Origin of the sequence: Pseudomonas sp. DWP3-1-3b3 (genome assembly GCF_049896305.1) — a bacterium.
Lineage (GTDB): Bacteria > Pseudomonadota > Gammaproteobacteria > Pseudomonadales > Pseudomonadaceae > Aquipseudomonas > Aquipseudomonas azotoformans_A.
This window is the reverse complement of the sequence record NZ_JAFCUA010000001.1, coordinates 1258267-1277776: the sequence shown is the minus strand read 5'-3', so window position 1 is coordinate 1277776 and position 19510 is coordinate 1258267. Positions and strand designations below refer to the sequence as shown.

General features: G+C 60.9%; 19 protein-coding genes and 1 pseudogene. 11 read left to right on the top strand and 9 right to left on the bottom strand.

Going from position 1 to position 19510, the window contains the following annotated elements; all coding sequences use genetic code 11:
* The first annotated feature begins 27 nt into the window (after window positions 1-27).
* From ACP7BX_RS06245 to ACP7BX_RS06235, 3 genes are read left to right on the top strand one after another with little or no spacing between them, the layout of a single operon-like run.
* A complete protein-coding gene (locus ACP7BX_RS06245) occupies window positions 28-1248 on the top strand; it encodes a TolC family protein (protein ID WP_426127988.1) in 1221 nt (406 codons plus the stop codon).
* An 18-nt stretch (window positions 1249-1266) separates the two neighbouring features.
* Window positions 1267-2373 carry an efflux RND transporter periplasmic adaptor subunit gene (locus ACP7BX_RS06240; RefSeq protein WP_426127990.1) on the top strand — a complete coding sequence of 369 codons (1107 nt, stop codon included), beginning with the start codon at window positions 1267-1269 and terminating at the stop codon, window positions 2371-2373.
* 18 nt (window positions 2374-2391) lie between these two features.
* Window positions 2392-5529, top strand: a complete 3138-nt coding sequence (locus ACP7BX_RS06235) for a CusA/CzcA family heavy metal efflux RND transporter (protein WP_178952477.1) — start codon at window positions 2392-2394, stop codon at window positions 5527-5529.
* Here the strand turns inward: ACP7BX_RS06235 and ACP7BX_RS06230 are convergent.
* The 3 genes from ACP7BX_RS06230 to ACP7BX_RS06220 all read right to left on the bottom strand — a co-directional run bounded on the left by ACP7BX_RS06230 (window position 5453) and on the right by ACP7BX_RS06220 (window position 9223).
* Window positions 5453-6889 (bottom strand): heavy metal sensor histidine kinase, encoded by a 1437-nt coding sequence (locus ACP7BX_RS06230; protein ID WP_426127992.1) that lies wholly within the window; start codon window positions 6887-6889, stop codon window positions 5453-5455. The genes ACP7BX_RS06235 and ACP7BX_RS06230 overlap by 77 nt on opposite strands.
* Window positions 6886-7560: a heavy metal response regulator transcription factor gene (locus ACP7BX_RS06225; protein ID WP_177050424.1), complete on the bottom strand. Its 675-nt coding sequence runs from the start codon at window positions 7558-7560 to the stop codon at window positions 6886-6888. Before ACP7BX_RS06225 ends, ACP7BX_RS06230 begins: the two co-directional genes overlap by 4 nt.
* Before the next feature lie 343 nt (window positions 7561-7903).
* The gene (locus ACP7BX_RS06220) at window positions 7904-9223 is read right to left on the bottom strand and encodes an OprD family porin (RefSeq protein WP_426127994.1); all 1320 of its coding nucleotides are present in this window, start codon (window positions 9221-9223) and stop codon (window positions 7904-7906) included.
* Between the two features lie 226 nt (window positions 9224-9449).
* Between ACP7BX_RS06220 and ACP7BX_RS06215 the strand changes: the two genes are divergently transcribed.
* The 4 genes and pseudogenes from ACP7BX_RS06215 to ACP7BX_RS06200 all read left to right on the top strand — a co-directional run bounded on the left by ACP7BX_RS06215 (window position 9450) and on the right by ACP7BX_RS06200 (window position 11833).
* Entirely contained in the window at window positions 9450-9782 is a 333-nt protein-coding gene (locus ACP7BX_RS06215) for a DUF2790 domain-containing protein (RefSeq protein ID WP_033898422.1), read from the top strand.
* Between the two features lie 63 nt (window positions 9783-9845).
* Window positions 9846-10664, top strand: a pseudogene (locus ACP7BX_RS06210) (PAS domain-containing protein); the annotation flags it as partial.
* 108 nt (window positions 10665-10772) lie between these two features.
* Window positions 10773-11204 (top strand): methyl-accepting chemotaxis protein, encoded by a 432-nt coding sequence (locus ACP7BX_RS06205; RefSeq protein WP_370590784.1) that lies wholly within the window; start codon window positions 10773-10775, stop codon window positions 11202-11204.
* 53 nt (window positions 11205-11257) lie between these two features.
* Window positions 11258-11833 (top strand): flavin reductase family protein, encoded by a 576-nt coding sequence (locus ACP7BX_RS06200; protein ID WP_426127995.1) that lies wholly within the window; start codon window positions 11258-11260, stop codon window positions 11831-11833.
* Window positions 11834-11839: 6 nt separating this feature from the next.
* On the opposite strand, the gene ACP7BX_RS06195 is transcribed toward ACP7BX_RS06200, so the two are convergent.
* Window positions 11840-12649 carry an AraC family transcriptional regulator gene (locus ACP7BX_RS06195; RefSeq protein ID WP_314533423.1) on the bottom strand — a complete coding sequence of 270 codons (810 nt, stop codon included), beginning with the start codon at window positions 12647-12649 and terminating at the stop codon, window positions 11840-11842.
* 166 nt (window positions 12650-12815) lie between these two features.
* Between ACP7BX_RS06195 and ACP7BX_RS06190 the strand changes: the two genes are divergently transcribed.
* Genes ACP7BX_RS06190 through ddlA form a run of 4 tightly spaced genes read left to right on the top strand, consistent with a single transcriptional unit; the run spans window position 12816 to window position 15236 of the window.
* Window positions 12816-13196 (top strand): DUF2975 domain-containing protein, encoded by a 381-nt coding sequence (locus tag ACP7BX_RS06190; RefSeq protein ID WP_426127997.1) that lies wholly within the window; start codon window positions 12816-12818, stop codon window positions 13194-13196.
* A gap of 7 nt (window positions 13197-13203) precedes the next feature.
* Window positions 13204-13425 (top strand): helix-turn-helix domain-containing protein, encoded by a 222-nt coding sequence (locus tag ACP7BX_RS06185; RefSeq protein WP_177111333.1) that lies wholly within the window; start codon window positions 13204-13206, stop codon window positions 13423-13425.
* A 33-nt stretch (window positions 13426-13458) separates the two neighbouring features.
* Window positions 13459-14097, top strand: a complete 639-nt coding sequence (locus tag ACP7BX_RS06180) for a LysE family transporter (protein ID WP_314533429.1) — start codon at window positions 13459-13461, stop codon at window positions 14095-14097.
* Window positions 14098-14141: 44 nt separating this feature from the next.
* Window positions 14142-15236, top strand: coding sequence for a D-alanine--D-alanine ligase (gene ddlA / locus ACP7BX_RS06175; RefSeq protein WP_426128000.1), 1095 nt, complete (start codon window positions 14142-14144; stop codon window positions 15234-15236).
* Between the two features lie 26 nt (window positions 15237-15262).
* Here the strand turns inward: ddlA and ACP7BX_RS06170 are convergent, their stop codons facing one another.
* From ACP7BX_RS06170 to ACP7BX_RS06150, 5 genes are all read right to left on the bottom strand, one after another.
* Window positions 15263-15577, bottom strand: a complete 315-nt coding sequence (locus ACP7BX_RS06170) for a helix-turn-helix domain-containing protein (protein ID WP_426128002.1) — start codon at window positions 15575-15577, stop codon at window positions 15263-15265.
* Window positions 15564-15806, bottom strand: coding sequence for a hypothetical protein (locus ACP7BX_RS06165; protein WP_426128004.1), 243 nt, complete (start codon window positions 15804-15806; stop codon window positions 15564-15566). Before ACP7BX_RS06165 ends, ACP7BX_RS06170 begins: the two co-directional genes overlap by 14 nt.
* 215 nt (window positions 15807-16021) lie before the next feature.
* Window positions 16022-16774 (bottom strand): peptidoglycan editing factor PgeF, encoded by a 753-nt coding sequence (gene pgeF, locus ACP7BX_RS06160; protein WP_426128450.1) that lies wholly within the window; start codon window positions 16772-16774, stop codon window positions 16022-16024.
* A gap of 26 nt (window positions 16775-16800) precedes the next feature.
* Entirely contained in the window at window positions 16801-18630 is a 1830-nt protein-coding gene (ggt, locus tag ACP7BX_RS06155) for a gamma-glutamyltransferase (RefSeq protein ID WP_426128005.1), read from the bottom strand.
* 36 nt (window positions 18631-18666) lie between these two features.
* On the bottom strand, window positions 18667-19446 hold the full coding sequence (locus ACP7BX_RS06150; protein ID WP_426128007.1) for a PhzF family phenazine biosynthesis protein: 780 nt from the start codon (window positions 19444-19446) through the stop codon (window positions 18667-18669).
* Window positions 19447-19510 lie beyond the last annotated feature (64 nt).

Genomic DNA, 19510 nt, shown 5'->3' with positions numbered 1-19510 from the left:
GTACTTCATGGGCGTGGAACTCTCGTTATGGCAATTTCCGTTAGAAAACTTCTGGGGGCGGGCGTGTTGTGGGTGGTTGCCAGCGCGAGCCAGGCACAAACCCTCACCCTCGACTCGGCCCTGCAAACCGCCTTCGCCAACAACCCGGAACTGGCGGCAGCACAATGGGACATCGACATTGCCCAGGGTGGTCGCCAGCAGGCCGGGTTGATCCCCAATCCGGTGGCCTCCTGGGATGTGGAGGACACCCGTCGTGACTCCCGCACCACCAGCATCAAGATCAGCCAGGCCCTGGAACTGGGTGGCAAACGGGGGGCGCGAATCGACGTGGCGTCCCGCGCCCAGGACGCCGCTGCGCTGACGTTGGAGCAGCGCCGCAACACCCTGCGCGCCGAAGTCATCGACAACTACTACGGCGCTTTGCGTGCCCAGGAACGCCTCGACTTGGCGCAGCGTTCCATGACGGTGGCCGAGCGCGGGCTGGTTGTTGCCAACGGTCGGGTGACAGCAGGCAAGGCCTCACCGGTGGAGGCCACACGGGCCCAAGTGCAGTTATCGGAGATTCGTCTGGAACTCGACCGCGCGCAGATTGGCCTTACCGATGCCTATCGTCGCCTGGCCGCCAGTACTGGCAGCGCCGCGCCGAACTTCCAGGCCGTCGCCACACAAAACCCGTCAACACCGACCGTGCCGTCGGCCACCCAGTTGCTGGCGCGCCTTGAGCAGACCACCGAGTTGCGCCTGGCCGAACTGAGCATCCTGCAAAACGAAGCCAGCGTTGGCCTGGAAAAAGCCCAGCGTATTCCTGACCTCGACGTGTCCATCGGCAGCCAGTACGACGCCAGCGTGCGCGAGCGGGTGAACCTGGTGGGCGTGTCGATGCCGATCCCGTTGTTCAACCGCAACCAGGGCAACGTTCTCGCCGCCACCCGCCGCGCCGATCAGGCCCGCGACCTGCGCAACGCCACCGAACTGCGCCTGCGCACCGAAACCCGCCAGGCCCTGGACCTGTGGCAGTCCGCAAATACCGAGGTGCGCGCGTTCAACCAGCAGATCCTGCCCGCCGCCCAAAGCGCGGTGGACAGCGCCACCCGTGGTTTCGAAATGGGCAAGTTCAGCTTCCTCGACGTGCTGGACGCCCAGCGCACGCTGATCGCGGCCCGCACCCAATACCTCAACGCCACCGCCCAGGCCACCGATGCCTGGGTGCGTATCGAACGGATTTACGGCGACCTCGCCCGGTTTTGATTTTTCCTGGAGTCCTTTATGAACAACAAACATGGCGTGGCGCTTGCCGTCGCCTTGAGCCTGATGCTGTCCAGCTTTGCAAGGGCCGACGAAGAAGAAGGCGAGCTTGAACTCACCGAGCAGCAGATTCAGGCCGCTGGCATTCAGGTCGCCCAGGCTCAACCGCGTTCGATCAGCACGTTGCTGGTGCTGCCGGGTGAAGTGCGCTTTGACGAAGATCGAACCTCCCACATCCTCCCGCGTACGGCGGGCGTGGTGGAGTCGGTAAAGGTCAACCTCGGCCAATCGGTGAAGAAAGGTGAGCTGTTGGCGGTGATCGCCAGCCAGCAGATTTCCGACCAGCGCAGCGAATTGGCGGCCAGCGAGAGACGGGTCGAACTGGCACGCACCACCTTCCAGCGCGAACGCCAATTGTGGCAAGACAAAATCTCCGCCGAGCAGGATTACCTGCTGGCGCGCCAGGCGTTGCAGGAAGCCGAAATCGCCCTGAACAATGCCCGCCAGAAGATGACGGCTCTCAGTGGCAGCGCCGTATGGGTGGGCGGCAATCGCTATGAGCTGCGTGCGCCGTTCGCTGGCGTGGTGGTGGAAAAACACTTGGGTGTCGGTGAAGTCGTGAGTGAGACCACTAACGCCTTCACTCTTTCGGACTTGTCCCAGGTGTGGGTGACGTTCGGCGTGTTTCCCAAGGATTTGAACAAGGTGCGAGTCGGCAAGCCGGTCAAGGTCAGCTCTACCGAAATGGGCACCGAAGTGCAGGGCACTGTGGCCTATGTCGGCAGCCTGTTGGGTGAACAAACCCGTACGGCCACCGTGCGCGTGAGCGTGCCCAACCCTGACGATGCTTGGCGTCCTGGTTTGTTTGTCAGCGTGCAACTGGCCACCGACACGTTCCAGGCCAAGGTCACCGTCCCCCAGGACGCGATCCAGACCGTCGAGGACAAACCTTCGGTGTTCATGCGCACCGAGCACGGGTTTGTCACCCGTCACCTGGAGCTTGGCGCGAGCGAAAACGGCTACGTCGAAGTACGCCAAGGTCTCGACGCCGGCGCACAGGTGGCCACCGTTGGCAGCTTCATCCTCAAGTCCGAACTGGGCAAAGGCTCGGCCGAACACGCCCATTGATCCCGCGAGTGATTCCCCATGTTTGAGCGCCTTATCCAATTTGCCATCGAGCAGCGCATCATCGTGCTGCTGGCGGTGCTGTTGATGGCCGGTGTCGGCATCGCCAGCTATCAGAAGTTGCCCATCGACGCGGTGCCCGACATCACCAACGTGCAGGTGCAGATCAACTCGGCGGCGGCCGGGTATTCACCGTTGGAGACCGAGCAGCGCATCACCTTTCCCATCGAAACCGCCATGGCCGGTTTGCCGGGTTTGCAGCAGACGCGTTCGCTGTCGCGTTCCGGTTTGTCCCAGGTCACGGTGATCTTCAAGGACGGCACGGACCTGTTCTTCGCTCGCCAATTGGTCAATGAGCGCCTGCAAGTTGCCCGTGAGCAATTGCCCCTGGGCATCGAGACGGCGATGGGGCCGATTTCCACCGGGCTGGGGGAAATTTTCCTATGGACCGTCGAGGCCAAGGATGGCGCACTCAAGGACGATGGCACGCCCTACACACCAACCGACCTGCGGGTTATCCAGGACTGGATCATCAAGCCGCAACTGCGCAATGTGCCGGGCGTGGCCGAGATCAACACCATCGGCGGCTTCGCCAAGGAATACCAGATTGCACCCGACCCCAAACGCCTGGCCGCCTACAACCTGACCTTGAATGACCTGGTCACGGCGCTGGAACGCAATAACGCCAACGTCGGCGCCGGCTATATCGAGCGCAGCGGCGAGCAACTGCTGATCCGTGCGCCGGGGCAATTGGCGTCCATCGACGACATCGCCAATATCGTCATCACCAGTTCGGATGGCACGCCGATTCGCGTGCGCAATGTGGCCCAGGTCGAGATCGGCCGTGAGCTGCGTACCGGCGCCGCCACCGAAAATGGCCGCGAAGTGGTGCTGGGCACGGTATTCATGTTGATCGGCGAAAACAGCCGCAGCGTGTCCCAGGCCGTGGCGAAAAAACTTGAAGAGATCAACCGTTCGCTGCCTGAAGGCGTGGTCGCCGTCACCGTCTACGACCGCACCAACCTCGTCGAAAAAGCCATCGCCACCGTGAAGAAAAACCTCTTCGAAGGTGCGCTGCTGGTGGTCGCAGTGCTGTTCCTGTTCCTCGGTAATATCCGCGCCGCGCTGATCACCGCGATGGTGATTCCCCTGGCGATGCTGTTCACCTTTACCGGAATGTTCACCAACAAGGTCAGCGCCAATTTGATGAGTCTCGGCGCGCTGGACTTCGGCATCATCGTCGACGGCGCGGTGGTGATCGTCGAGAATGCCATTCGCCGCTTGGCTCACGCACAGCAGCGTCACGGGCGACTGTTGACGCGCAGCGAGCGCCTGCACGAAGTATTCGCCGCCGCCAAGGAAGCACGGCGGGCGCTGATCTTTGGCCAACTGATCATCATGGTGGTGTACCTGCCGATCTTCGCCCTCACCGGGGTGGCCGGGAAGATGTTTCATCCCATGGCGTTTACCGTGGTGATTGCCCTGCTGGGCGCGATGATTCTGTCGGTGACGTTCGTGCCGGCGGCGATTGCGCTGTTCGTCACCGGCAAGGTCAAGGAAGAAGAAAATATCGTCATGCGCAGCGCGCGTCGGGTCTATGCGCCCGTGCTGGATTGGGTGATGGCGCGTCGGCCGCTGGTGTTTGGCCTGGCCGTGTTGACCATCGTCGCTTCGGGTGTTGTCGCCAGCCGTATGGGCAGCGAATTTATCCCCAGCCTCAGCGAAGGCGACTTTGCCCAGCAGGCCCTGCGCGTGCCCGGCACCAGCCTGACGCAGTCGGTGCAGATGCAGCAGCAACTGGAAAAAACCTTAATGGCCCAGGTCCCGGAAATCGAGCGGGTATTTGCGCGCACCGGCACCGCGGAAATTGCTTCTGACCCGATGCCGCCGAACATTTCCGACAGCTACGTGATGCTAAAACCCAAGGACCAATGGCCGGATCCCAAGAAGTCCCGCGAAACCCTGATCGCTGATATCCAGCGTGCCAGTGCGATTGTGCCGGGCAGTGCGTACGAGTTGTCGCAGCCGATCCAACTGCGTTTCAACGAGCTGATTTCCGGGGTGCGCAGCGATGTGGCGGTGAAGGTGTTCGGCGATGACATGGCGGTGCTCAACAAGACCGCCGGGGAAATCGCCGAGACCCTGCAAAAGCTTAGTGGCGCCTCGGAGGTCAAGGTTGAACAAACCTCCGGCCTGCCGGTACTGACCATCAATATCGACCGCGACAAAGCCGCGCGTTTTGGCCTGAACGTGGGGGATGTGCAGGACACCATCGCCGTCGCTGTCGGAGGGCGTCAGGCCGGTACGTTGTACGAAGGCGACCGGCGTTTCGACATGGTCGTGCGTTTGTCCGACGCGTTGCGCACCGATATCGACGGGCTGTCGCGGCTGTTGATTCCGGTGCCGGGTAATGCGTCTGGCCAGTTGGGTTTCATTGCGTTGTCCCAAGTGGCCAGCCTGGACCTGGTGCTTGGCCCGAACCAGATCAGCCGCGAGAATGGCAAGCGCCTGGTGATCGTCAGCGCCAACGTGCGGGGACGGGATATCGGTTCGTTCGTAGAGGAAGCCGAGGCGGCCATCCTCGCTCAGGTGAAAGTGCCAGCGGGCTACTGGACCACCTGGGGCGGCCAGTTCGAACAGCTGAAGGAAGCCTCCGAGCGCTTGCGCATCGTGGTGCCGGTGGCGCTGCTGCTGGTGTTTGGCTTGCTGTTCATGATGTTCAACAACCTCAAGGATGGCCTGCTGGTGTTCACCGGCATTCCGTTCGCCTTGACCGGTGGGATCATGGCGTTGTGGCTGCGGGATATTCCGCTGTCGATCTCGGCGGGGGTGGGCTTTATTGCCTTGTCCGGCGTGGCGGTGTTGAACGGCCTGGTGATGATTGCGTTCATCCGCAACCTGCGCGAGGAAGGGCGCTCGTTGTCGATGGCGATCAACGAAGGCGCACTGACCCGGCTGCGTCCGGTGTTGATGACCGCGTTGGTGGCGTCCCTTGGATTTATCCCCATGGCGCTCGCCACCGGCACCGGCGCCGAAGTGCAACGTCCGCTGGCGACGGTGGTGATCGGCGGGATCATTTCCTCTACGTTGCTGACCTTGCTGGTGCTGCCGGCGTTGTATCAGTGGGCCCATCGCAAAGAAGAGGAAACACCAGGCTGAACCGTGTGAACCGGCCCGGCTGGCTGCTGACGTCGGCGTGCCCCTGATGCAGGCGCATGATCGACTGCACAATCGCCAGCCCAAGGCCGGTGCCGCCTTCGGCACGGGCGCGGCTGTTGTCGGCGCGGTAGAAACGTTCGAACAGGTGGGGCAGGTGATGGGCTTCGATACCGCGCCCTGGGTTGCCCACCGACAGCGACACGTTCTGGTCGTAGCTTTCCACCAGCAGCAACACACTGGAAGCATCGGGGGTGTGACGAATGGCATTGGACAGCAGGTTGGAGATGGCGCGCTGGATCATCAGGCGATCCCCCATCACCCAGGCATTGCCGCGCAGGCTCAGGGTGATGTGCTTGTCTTCGGCGCTGAGGGCGAACAGCTCCATCACCCGCTGTGCTTCCTGTGCCAGCGACACCGGGGCAAAACCGGCGCGCGCGGCGGGATGGCTGACCTGAGCGAGGAACAACATGTCCGAGACAATCCGCGACAGGCGCTCCATTTCCTCGGTGCAGGATTCCAGGCCGGCTTTGTATTCCTGCGAAGGCCGCTCGCGGGACAAAGTCACCTGGGCCTTGCCCATCAGGTTGGTCAACGGCGCGCGCAGCTCGTGGGCCAGGTCGTCGGAGAACTGCGACAGTTGCTGCACCCCGGCGTCGAGGCGATGCAGCATAACGTTGATGCCCTCGGCCAGTTCTCCCAGCTCCTTGGGCAGGTTGTCCAGGGACAGGCGATGGGTCAGGTCTTGGGTCGTGACCTTGGCCGCCACGCGACTGAACTGCTGCAACGGCGCGAGCCCGCGCTGCACCAGCCACCAGGCGCCCATGCCGATCAGGATCAACAGCATCGGCAGGGCGATCACCGTGGAGCGCAGGTAGGCACTGAGCAGCGCTTCATCATCGGAGCGGTCCAGCGACAGCAGCACGCGGACATACTCGCCCCCTTGCAAGGGCATCAGGCGCGTCGCACTGAGGATGCGATTGCCCTGGCCGTCGACCCAGTTCAAATAGGCCAGGTTCTTGCCGGTGGGCACGTCGAGTAGCAGCGGCTGCTGGGGCTTGGCGCCAACGCTGAGCAGTACCGGTGCATCGGGCCGTGCGCCGAGGATGGTCAGGTAGATGTTGTCATGGCCCATCACCAGGTCCAGCAGTGAATGAGGACGGTTGGTGATGCGGTGTTCATCGAGGCCCTGGTTGAGGGTATGGGCCAGTTGCTCCATTTTGTTTTCCAGGCCCTTGCGCGCAAGCTTGTCCAACTCGTGCGTCAGGGCCAGGTACGCCAGGCTCGCCAGCAGCACCACCAACCCGGCGCCCATCAGGCTGACCGTCAGCCCCAGGCGCATCGACAGGCTGCTGGTCTTCATGGGCGCGCCTCCAGCACATAACCCACACCGCGAATGGTATGGATCAACTTCACCTCGCTCTGGTCATCGACTTTGGCGCGCAGGCGGCTGATGGAGACTTCCACCACATTGGTGTCGCAATCGAAGTTCATGTCCCACACCAGCGAGATGATCTGCGTGCGGGTCATCACTTCGCCGGCTTGGCGCATCAGTACGTGCAGCAGGGCGAATTCCTTGGTGGTCAGGTCAATCCGACGGTTGCCGCGATAGGCGCGGTGTCGGCGGGGGTCCAGTTCCAGGTCCGAGACGCGCAGCACATCCGGCAGTGGGATGTGCTCGCTGCGTCGCAACAAAGTGCGCACACGGGCGAGCAACTCGGGAAATTCGAAGGGCTTGACCAGGTAATCATCGGCGCCCATGTCCAGGCCCTTGATCTTGTCGGCCAGCCGACCGCGCGCGGTCAGCATCATCACGCGCTGGTTACCGTCGCGGCGCAGTTGTTCCAGCACTTCCCAGCCGTCGGTGTTGGGCAAGTTGACGTCGAGGATCACCAATTCATAGCTGTGTTGCCTGGCCAGGTGCAGGCCATCAACGCCGCTGGCGGCGCAATCGACCACATAACCGCTTTCGGTCAGGCCTTGCTGCAGGTAGTCGGCGGTTTTTTGTTCGTCCTCAACCACAAGGATACGCATGGGGGTTACCTTCAAAGAAAACGAAGAGGGGCATGGCCTCATGGCGAGGCTGAGTAGGCTGTAGGAAAACTCTGAAGCGTGAAGTAGCTTTAGGGTCAAGCCGCGTCAGGCGGGTGCGACGATTCGTCACTGACCCAGCACACAAAAAAACGCCCCAACCGGGGCGCAAAAAGTTCATCTCTGTTCCAAAGGAGCTACACAAAAGCCGCAGAGATGAGTTGTGTTCGATGTGCAGTGTAAAAAGTGCAACTTAACGAGAAGGTGAGGCCAATATTACAGTTCTGACAGACTTCAACTTGTGAACAGATGTAGCGCATCGGCAAGTGAATGTAATTGGCCTCGCTTAAAGCACTGCAATGGGATACTCGACAATCAAGCGAACCTCTTCCAGGTCCGATTCAAATGCACTTGAGCGCACTGTCGCCTGGCGCAGTCGCAGCGATAAGTCCTTCAAGCGGCCACCTTGCACCACATACTTGGCCTCTATATCCCGTTCCCAGCGGCGTTGGTCGGTGAGCGGGTTGCCGGACGCATCGCGACGCATGTACACCGCGTTGGCGTTGCTGTAGTCAGCGCCGGTGCCTTTGCCGTAGCGGGTCATGAACGACAGGCCGGGAATGCCGAACGCCTGCATGTCCAGGTCGTAGCGCACCATCCACGAACGCTCCTTGGGCGAGTTGAAGTCGCTGTACTGGATCGAGTTGTTGAGGAAGATCGAGTCGGACTGGCGCAGGTAATCGAAGTCGTCATCGCCATTGTTGCGTTGGTGCGAGACGGCTAGGCTGTGGGCGCCGACCTTGACCCCGAGCCTGGCGCTCCAGATGTTGTTGTCGAATTCGCCCAGCAGCTTTTTACCTTCGTCCACGGCCTTGTAGTAGTTGAAGTCGCCGAACAGCGAGACGTCTTCGCCCAGCGGATAGTTGCCGGCGGTGCCGAAGTAGTATTGGTCCCAAGCGTCTTTCAAGCGGCTGCTGTAGAGGCTGACGCTGAGGTTTTTGTTGACGGTGTAGTCGCCGCCGAAATAGCCGATCCAGGGCGAGTCGACCGGGCCCGCGTAGAAGGTGGCAAAGCCCTTGTCCATGCCGCTTTGCGTCGGCTGGCTCATGCCGCTCAAGCGCCCGCCCTGCAAACTCAGGCCCTCAAGGCTGGTGTTTTGCGCGGTGACGCCGCGAAAGCTTTCCGGCAAAACACGTGAATCTCCGTAAGCCACGACCGGGGTCAGCGGGAATACATCGCCGGCCTTGATCACGGTATCCAGCACGCGCAGTTTCGCCGCGCCGCCGAATTTGCTGTAGCTGTCTTCCGGGCGGTTATCGCTGTCCACCGGCAATACGCCGAACGAGCCTTTGCCACCGCTGCGGCCGGTGCCCGAATCCAGCTTCACGCCGACCATGGCGAATGCGTCCAGGCCAAACCCCACGGTGCCCTGGGTAAAACCGGATTCGAAGCGCCCAATCAATCCCTGCGCCCAGGCTTCTGAGTAGCCGTTGCCGGTGGGGCTGGACTGGCCCTTGCGATCATCGCGGTTGAAGTAAAAGTTACGCGCCAGCACGTTGAAGCTGCTGCCTTCGATAAACCCCTCGGGTTTCTCTTGCGCCGCCACGGCGGCCAAGGGCAAGGCGGCGCACAGTGAAAGGGGAAGGCTGTAGTGACGGATACGCATGGTTCGCTCCTAAGTAATGGCAGTTTTCAGCTTCTTATGGGAGTGGGCGTTCTTATTGATCTGGCCCGGGCTGATAGTTGCAAACCGTGGATAACGAAGAAGTGGCGTGAAGATTACAATTCTGGAAGCTCACCGTTATCTAACAAATAAGTAATGTTCTGGTGAAGATTGCGTCAGGGTCAGTTGGTTAGTCTCGGCACTGAACTTTTCAACCGAGGAACTAACCATGAACTTTTATAAAATCGCGCTGGGCGTGTTAACGGCAGTTTTATCGTTCGGTGCATTGGCTGAAGGCGGGGGCGATCGTACGTTCGCGCTGATGATGGAGCGCAATCAGAAAGCCATGGCCGACTATGCCGCCAAAAAGGGCAAGCCGGCGCCCGAGGTGCAGGCGTACCGCTATGGCATGAAGCTGGACATCGCCAAGGTGGTCAACGTCACGCCGCCGATCCGTTCGTGCAACCCGGTGCCGTCGCGCATGACCTACGAAGACTCCAGCGGCAAGCTCAATACCCTTGAGTACCAAGTGATGGGGGTGTGCCGAAACAATGGCAGTTGATGGATCCAAAAATATAGTTGGGCCTGGGGCTAAAGCCCTCTTCAGAAAACGCCGACAGCGCCGATGCAGGTCAGATCACTCTCCCCATTTGACCATCGGTGCCCCATGTTCAACACCCGTTTGAAGCAGGAGCTGTCGGCTCTTCGCGAAGAATTGTCCAGCTTGAATCAGGTCAAGGAGAGCCTGGAAAGCGAAATGCTGTGCCTGACGCTGGACGCCGAAGGCCGGGTGGAGTGGGCCAATGCCAACTTCCTGCAAGAGTTGGCCTATCAGAGCGGCCAACTGCTGGGGCGAAAGATCGAAGATCTGGAGCCGGTCCATGTGCGTCGGGATGAATTCCAGCAGCGCTTCAAGAACGCCCTGGTACGCGGCGAGCACTTCGCCGGCACCGTGCGCCTGATGCGTGGCAACGGCCAGGAAGCCTGGCTGCGTTCGATTGTGCAGCCGGTGCGCAGCTCCGATGGGCGCATCAAGCATTTTTCGATTTACTCCAGCGACCTCACCCGCACTATCGAGGCTTCTCGCGAACACGAAAACCTGATTACTGCGCTGGTGCGTTCTACCGCCGTGATCGAGTTCGACCTCGGTGGCCACGTGCTGACCGCGAACGAGCGTTTCCTGGGCGGCATGGGTTACAGTCTGGCGCAGATCCAGGGCAAACATCACCGCATGTTCTGCGAACCGGAGGAATACAACAGCACCGAGTACCAGGATTTCTGGAAGCGCCTGAATGCCGGTGAGTTCGTTGCAGCGCGTTTCAAGCGAGTGGACAGCCACGGCCGCGTCGTCTGGCTGGAAGCCACCTACAACCCGGTGATGGATGCCACCGACCGATTGTACAAAGTGGTCAAGTTCGCCACGGTGATCACCGATCAGGTCAATCAGGAACAGGCGGTGGCCGAGGCCGCGAACATTGCCTATAGCACTTCGCTGCAAACCGATAACAGCGCCCAACGCGGCACTACCGTGGTGACCCAGGCAGTGGATGTGATGCGCGACCTGGCCAAGCACATGCAACAGGCTGGCGAGGGCATTGAGGCGCTGAACGCTCAATCTCAGGTGATCGGGACCATCGTCAAGACCATCAGCGGCATTGCCGAGCAGACCAACTTGCTGGCGCTCAACGCGGCCATTGAAGCGGCGCGAGCAGGCGAGCAGGGGCGTGGTTTTGCGGTAGTGGCCGATGAAGTGCGGCAGCTGGCCTCGCGTACCAGCAAGGCGACTGAGGAGATTGTCGGCGTGGTGCGTCAGAACCAGGACATGGCGCGCGATGCTGTGAGCCTGATGACTGAAGGTCGCCTGCAGGCTGAGCAAGGCCTGGCCCTGGCGGCCGAGGCGGGCACGGTGATCGTGGAGATTCAGGACGGCGCACAAAAGGTGGTCAGTGCGGTAGGGCAGTTCGCCAACCAACTCTCGAGTTGAGCCGGGGGCTTCAGGTATCGTAGGCGCTTTCTTGCATGAAGAGCCGACCGTCCATGAGCCCTACCCACCGTCGCCCCGTTCCGCTGTCCAAGGCCTATCGTTTGCTCAACCACGGCCCGACCGTGCTGGTGAGCGCTGCGCACAATGGCCAACGCAATATCATGGCGGCTGCCTGGGCCATGCCGCTGGATTTCGAACCGCCGAAAGTCGCCGTGGTGCTGGACAAGGCTACCTGGACCCGCCACCTGCTCGAAAGCGCTGGCACCTTTGTGCTCCAGGTGCCTTGCGTGGCCCAGACCGATCTTGTGCAAACCGTGGGTAACACCACCGGCGCCGACACTGACAAATTTGCCGCCTACGGCTTGCAGACGTTCAAGGGTGAACACACCGGAGCGCCGTTGCTGGAAGGTTGTGTGGCCTGGCTGGAGTGCCGTCTGCTGCCCGAGCCTCACAATCAGCAGACCTACGATCTGTTCCTCGGTGAGGTGGTCGCGGCCTATGCCGACGCGCGCGTATTCAGCGACGGCCGCTGGCATTTTGAAGGCCATGATGAACTGCGCACCTTGCACCATGTGGCGGGCGGGCATTTCCTTACCATCGGCCAGCCGATTGATGGGCGTCAGCTCTAAGCCTGATCAGCGCCCCAGCATCTTCACCCAACGCGACGGTGGCATGCCGTAAGTGCTGCGAAATTGCCGGGTCATGTGACTCTGGTCGGTGAAACCGGCGGTCATTGCCGCGTCGACCAGCGATTGGCCCTGGGCCAACAGGCTGCGCACCAGGTCCAATCGACGCATGGTCAAGTAGCGGTAGGGGCTGGTGCCGAACAGCAGGCGAAAGTCCCGCGACAAGGCCCAGCGGTCGCGACCGGCATGGTCGGCCATCTCATCCAGGGTGATGCTGCGGCCCAGGGCGCTGTGGATAAACTCCCGGGCACGCTCGGCGGCCACGTAGTCGAACGTCTTGCGGCTGATGATCCCGCCCGAGACGTTACTCAGGGCGTGGGCCAGGTCAAACAGGGCGTCCTGTTCCTGCAACGGGTCGATGGGGTTATCCAGGTTCTGCAGCAACACTTCGCTGGCGCGAAACAGCCGTAGGTCGGTGGACAAACCATTGGGGATAAACGGCAGTGGCTTGCCGCCGAGGATCTGTTGGATCAGCGACGGCTCGACATAAATCATCCGGTACTTGAACCCCTCGTCGCTGCCTGCGTGGCCGTCGTGGGTCTCATCGGGGTGCAGCACCATGGTGGTGCCGGGCAGGCTGTGGACCATGTCGCCGCGGTAGTGAAAGCTTTGCACGCCCGTCAACGTACGCCCGATGGCGTAGGTGTCATGGCGATGCGGGTCGAAGGCGAAGCCGGCAAAGTACGCCTCGATACGGTCCAGGCCACTGGCATGCGGGGCGCGGTGCAGCCAGTCGAGGGTGGCGGTGGGTTTGCCCATGGTGGTGTGTCACAAAAAAGAGAGGGAAGTACGTTAACCCAGTCTGGCGCGGGTTGTCTGCCGAGTCTTGAATGATCGTGCGGGTTTCTGTTTGTGAGCGTCAAAGGGTTGGGTAGGGTTCGGCTTCGCGCTGAGCGACCGCCAGATTCAAGGGCGCGCCGAGCAGGTGGCGTTGTTTCCCTTTTGGCAGATTCTGGGGGGGATCGTATTGTCCAGTGTTCCCTTGATGGCACTGGCGTCCGGTCTGAATCACCTGCGCAAGCTGTTCAAGAATTATGCGCGGGGCGAGTATTTCTCCAGTGCGGCAGCGTTGCATCTGGGTAAGGTTGGCAAAGCCGTGGCGATCTGGGTGTTACTGGATTTCTTATGTGAGCCATTGTTAAGTGTCTGGGTGACCATGAACGAGCCGGTCGGCCAGCGCATGATCAGCCTGAGCGTGACGGCCCCCAGCTTTGTTGCCCTGTTTCTGGCTGCCTGTATTGCGGTAATCGCGCGTATCCTGTTACAGGCCAGTGAAGTGGATTCTGAAAACCGTACTTTTGTTTGAGATCGACATGCCCATTGTGATTGAGTTGGATGTCATGCTTGCCCGGCGCAAGGTCAAGTCCAAGGACCTGGCGGCGGCCATCGGGATTACTGAACAGAACCTTTCCTTGCTCAAACAGGGCAAGGTCAAAGGCATCAGGCTCGGGACGCTGGATGCCATCTGTACTTACCTGGATTGTCAGCCCGGTGACTTGCTGGTTCATACGCCAGAGCCGGTCACCGACCAGTAGGGCCTTATCAACACTGCGAAGAAGGATCATTCGATGCTGCTTTCCAACCTGCCATACGCTGCGCCGTTGTTGTCGTTGGCCCTGCTCTGGACGGTCGCGGTGGTGACACCGGGCCCCAACTTTTTCAACACCGCACAACTGGCGGCCAGTTGCTCACGTCGCCATGGCGTGGTGGCATCGGCCGGAGTGGCCACCGGGACTGTCATGTGGGGGCTCGCGGGCGGCTTGGGCATCAAGTCGCTGTTTACCGCCGCGCCCATGCTGTACATGGCGTTCAAGATCATCGGTGGTTGCTACCTGATTTATCTCGGCCTGAAACTGTTCAAACGCTCGGCACCGGCCATGAGCCAGAGTGTGCTGCCGGACGAGGCGCGTCGCTCGCTGTTTTCCGCCTGGCGACTGGGGTTGCTGGGTAACTTGTCCAACCCCAAGGCTGCCCTGTTTGTGGCGACCATCTTCGCGTCCACCATGCCACCGTCTCCCTCGCCGATGCTGCTGACCCTGGCGGTCATGACCATGGCCACCTTGTCGTTCAGCTGGTATTCCTGCGTGGCCCTGGTGTTTTCCAGTGAGCACATGGCCGACCTTTACAGCCGCTCGCGCAAGTGGCTCGACCGCTTTGCCGGTGGCTGCTACCTGCTGTTCGGTGCACATCTGGTAGCGAATCGCTGACCGCCCGTGGTAAGAAGCCTTACTTTCAACAGCGAGGCCGGGTCATGAGCAAGGTGCGGGTAGGTATTATTTTTGGTGGCCGGTCGGCCGAGCACGAAGTCTCGTTGCAATCGGCGCGCAACATTGTTGACGCGCTGGACCGCTCCCGTTTCGAGCCGGTGTTGATCGGTATCGACAAGGCCGGCCATTGGCACCTCAACGATACGTCGAACTTCCTGCTCAACCAGGAAAACCCGGCCCTGATCGCCCTCAACCAGTCCAACCGCGAGCTGGCGGTGGTGCCCGGCAAGGCCAGCCAGCAACTGGTGGAGACCTCGGGTACTGGCCTGCTGGAACATGTCGATGTAATTTTCCCCATCGTCCACGGCACCCTTGGCGAAGACGGTTGCCTGCAAGGCTTGTTGCGCATGGCGGACCTGCCTTTTGTCGGTTCCGACGTACTCGGCTCGGCGGTGTGCATGGACAAGGACATCAGCAAGCGCCTGCTGCGCGATGCCGGCATTGCCGTCACTCCGTTCATCACCCTGACCCGCAGCAACGCGGCGCGCACTTCGTTCGAGGCTGCGGTGAACAAACTCGGCCTGCCGATGTTCGTCAAACCCGCGAACCAGGGTTCTTCGGTAGGTGTGAGTAAAGTCGGCGACGAAGCCGAGTACTTCGCCGCCGTCGAACTGGCCCTGGGTTTTGATGAAAAGGTGTTGGTTGAATCCGCCGTAAAAGGCCGTGAAATCGAATGCGCCGTGCTCGGCAACGAAAACCCCATCGCCAGTGGTTGTGGCGAGATCGTGGTGAGCAGCGGTTTCTATTCCTACGACAGCAAATACATCGATGACCAGGCGGCCCAGGTAGTGGTGCCAGCCGAGATCAGCCTGGAAGCCAGCGAGCGCATTCGCGGGTTGGCCATCGAGGCCTTCGAGGTGCTGGGCTGTTCCGGTCTGGCACGGGTCGACGTGTTCCTCACAGACGAGGGTGAAGTGCTGATCAATGAAATCAACTCCCTGCCCGGCTTCACCCGCATCAGCATGTACCCCAAGCTGTGGCAGGCGGCGGGGATGAGCTACAGCGAGCTGGTGAGCCGGCTGATCGAGCTGGCGTTGGAGCGGCATGCGGGGCGTAAGGCGCTCAAGATCAGCCGGTAGTCACTGCCCAGGACTGGGTAACGCTATCAGGCGTTACTGAGGACTTCCCGAAACACGTCCGGTCTGATCGCTGCAATATGCAGCAGCGATCGAGCTGCGCCAGAAGGCGATCGGCGGCCTTGCTCCCACTCTTGGAGGGTTCTTACCGAAACCCCCAAAAGCTCAGCAAACTTGGGTTGCGACAACCCAGTCTTACTTCTTGCTTCGGCCGCTTGAGTGACCTCTATTTGGCGTACTGCACCGTATCGCCCCGCTTTGACATCCTGAACAGCCGCCAGTAATTCTTCGCCGATATTGCGCTTGGCGTCACGTTCCTTCAGCTGTTTCTCAGTGAGTGGCATGGTTCATTTCCTTCGCGATTTTGTACAGGGTGTGCGCTGGAATGCTTTCGGTTGCATTCTTGCCATAAATCAGTAGTGCAACCAGGGCTCCACAAGCCAGCTGTGTGGTGTAGATGATCCTAACTGAGCCACTTTTACCTCGGCCATCCAGGCTCCAGCGCACTTTCCGGCATCCACCTGAGCCTGGTACAACGCTACCTGCTTCAGGATGGTTGGCTAGAAAAGCCATGAAAATGCCTCTTTCCTCTTCGGTCCAATAGTCAGGCCACAACCTGCTGAACAACGGAGATTCTATGATCGTCAACACGCGAAATTCTACGTCCTTGACGTAGCCTCTGGCAAGAAAGGGCGAGCCAGAAAATCGCAGGAGAAAAGGAGAGACTCAAGGGGCCTTTTATCGCAAAACGTGACACCCACGTTACGCAATGAAGGTATGAGTAGGGCCTAAGAAAGTGGTTTGTAGGTTTTCTCTCGCGGCCCCGTGCGAGCAATCCACGAGTAAATCAGCGTCTTCACCTCGTCCGGGTGGTGCGTCCTGCGGCGGTAGCTGGCAAAGGTGGGTGACGTGCAGTAAGTGCACACCTCACTCACCTCGATCTGCTCCCGCCGCAGGCCGGCCGCTTGCAGCAACATCACGCCATAACCACTCAAATCAAACCACGCACTTGCGGCTTGCCGGGCATGGGGTGGTGCGATTTCAGGTGGTAGCAATGGCGCGGGTTGCACAACGCTCCACGGCGCTCGCCCGCTTAACCACAAGTGCCCCTGATCCGCCTGGAACTGCGTGATAAACGCCTCGCTCACCTCATAGCAGCACGGCTTGATCGACGGCCCTATCGCCACCCGCAACTGGTCGGCGGCAACGCCTTCATCCGCGAAGCGCTGCACGGTGTTAGCAATAATCCCTGCGTGTAATCCCTTCCATCCGCCATGCACTGCGGCGACTTTCTCGCCATCCTTTGAGGCAATGAGAATGGGCAGGCAATCGGCGGTGATTACCGCGATGGGCTGATGCTCGCCGGTGCACACGCCATCTGCCTCTACCGTATTGGCCACCTGATCCGCTTGCCATTCAATCACTGACGCGCTGTGTACCTGCTTGCAGATAAACACTTCTTGCGGGCGCAGTGGATCATTGATCGAACAAAAACCGTGGTCGACGCCAGGAATGGCGCCGAGATTATCTGCCTGTTGCACGAGCGCGTTCTCCATTGATTGAATCGTCAGTCGCCAACCGCTGCGCCTTCGCGCCGAGGGTCGGCGCCGCCGCTCAGCGACAGCTTGCCCTGGGCATCCCGCGTGCGGACGATGGCCTGGATGCCGCTGGTCATATCGATTTCGCTCAGCGCATGGCCTTTGTCCTTGAGGGCCTGTTTCAGCGCGGGGCTGAACAGGCCGGTTTCCAGTTCGGTCGCGCCATTGCGGCTGCCGAAGTTAGGCAGGCTGATGGCGGCTTGCGGGTCGAGTTTCCAGTCGAGCATTGCCACCAGTGACTTGCTCACGTACTCGATGATTTGCGAGCCTCCAGGCGAGCCGATCGTGGCCAGTAACTCGCCGCTGTTGCGCTCGAACACCAGGGTTGGCGCCATGGCCGAACGCGGGCGTTTGCCGGGCTCGACGCGGTTGGCGACGGGCTGGCCATTTTCTTCAGGGATAAACGAGAAGTCGGTCATCTGGTTATTGAGCAAGAAGCCCTGCACCATCACATGGGAGCCGAATGCCGCTTCCACCGTGGTGGTCATCGACACGGCGCCGCCCAGGTCATCCACGGCGACCACTTGCGAGGTGGAAATGCGCAGCGCCGAGCGGTCCGGCGCGTAGGCCACCTGGATGCCCGCAGGTACGCCCGGCTTGGCGATGCCCATGCTGCGCTCGCTGATCAAGGCCGCACGCTTGGCCAGGTAATCCGGTGCGACAAGGCCCGCCACGGGCACGGGGACGAAGTCCGCGTCGGCGACATAGAGCGCGCGATCGGCAAACGCCAGGCGCCCGGCTTCGGCCAGCAGGTGCACGGCTTCCGGTGTGGGTTCAAGGCCGGCAGGCGACGGGCTTTTCACTGGGAGCATGGGGGCGATGGCCAGGGCGGGATCGCGGGCCTCCAGCGCCTGCAAGGTGCCGAGGATTTGCGCGATGGCGACTCCACCCGATGACGGCGGCGGCATACCGCAAACTTTCCACTGTTTGTAGTCGGTGCACAGCGGCGTACGCTCCTTGGCGGTATAGCCCCTGAGATCCGCCTGGGACAGGCTGCCCGCGTTACGATGGCCCTGCACCTTGCGCGCGATTTCATCAGCAATCGGCCCTTGATACAGCGCATCCGGGCCTTCCTTGGCGATGCGTTTGAATACATTGGCCAGTGCCGGGTTTTTCAACAGGGTACCGGTGGCTTTCGGCGTGCCATCGGCGTTCAGGAAGTACGCCGCCATGTCTGGCGATTGTGCGATAGAACGGTCGGCTGCGATCAGGCTGTGCAGGCGTGGAGAAATCGCGAAGCCCTGTTCCGCCAAACGGATTGCCGGCTCGAACAGCTCGGCCCATTGCAGGTGACCGGTCTTCTTGTGAGCCATCTCCAGTGCTCGCAATACCCCAGGCGTGCCGACCGAACGCCCGCCAATCTGCGCCTCTGGGAATGTCATCGGCTTGCCATCAGCCTTCAGGAACAACCGCTCCGTCGCCCCGGCCGGCGCGGTTTCGCGGCCGTCATAGGCGTGCACGGTTTTTCCGTCCCACAGCATGATGAACGCACCACCGCCGATGCCGGATGACTGCGGCTCCACCAGGGTCAACACCGCCTGCATCGCAATTGCTGCATCAATCGCCGAACCGCCTTTGCGCAGCATTTCGCGTCCAGCCTCGGCCGCCAGGGGGTTGGCGGCGGCGGCCATATGACGCTCGGCGTGTTGGGTGGTGAGGTCGGTGCGATAGCCTGAACCCAGTTCGGGGGCCGGTGGCTGTTCGTTGACAGAGGTGTTGCATGCAGCCAGGGCAAGGGCTGCGGCAATCACCGACAGTTGACGGCGGGAAATCGAAAACACGCGCTGAACTCCGTTCATTTTGAGAATGATCTGTTGTCCTTGGGGTACTGCGTTTTACAGGTAAATCGTGCCTTGCAGGTAGAGCACGGCATGGCCGGAAATGATCACACGGTCACCCTTGAGTTCGCAGCGCAGTTGGCCACGGCGCGTTCCGCCTTGTTCCGCTGTGAGTTGCGACTTGCCCAAGCGTTCGGCCCAGAACGGCGCCAGTGAAGTGTGGGCTGAGCCCGTGACCGGGTCTTCATTCACACCCACGTTGGGGCCGAACCAGCGCGAAACAAAATCAAATCGCGCGCTTTTGGCGGTCACTGCAATCCCGCGTTTCGGCAAGCCTTTGAGACGGGCGAAATCCGGCTTCAGTGCGGCGACTTGCGCTTCGTCTTCCAGCAACACGATGTAGTCATCGGTACTGAAGACTTCGGCCTGTTCAATCCCCAGCGCGCTCAACATGCCATCGGGTGGTTCGCAGCGCTGGGGTTGCTTGGCCGGGAAGTCCATCGCCAGTTCTTCGCCGTTGCGGGTCACCCGCAATTCGCCGCTGCGTGTCGCAAAGCGCAACACTTCAGGCGCGTCCGGCAGTTGGTGAATCAGCACCCACGCTGCCGCAAGTGTGGCGTGGCCGCACAGGTCCACTTCGACCTCCGGCGTAAACCAGCGCAACTCGTAGAACCCGTCACGGGGCACGAAGTAGGCGGTTTCAGAGAGGTTGTTTTCTGCCGCGATGTTTTGCAGCTGCTCATCGCTGAGCCACTCGGTCAGCGGGCAGACAGCGGCCGGGTTGCCGCCGAAGACGGACTGACTGAAAGCGTCGACTTGATAGATATCCAGTTTCATCGAGAGCACTCCGTGTAAGGGTGGAGCCGGACACTAACAGTGGGTCAGGCGAGCGTCAAAATAC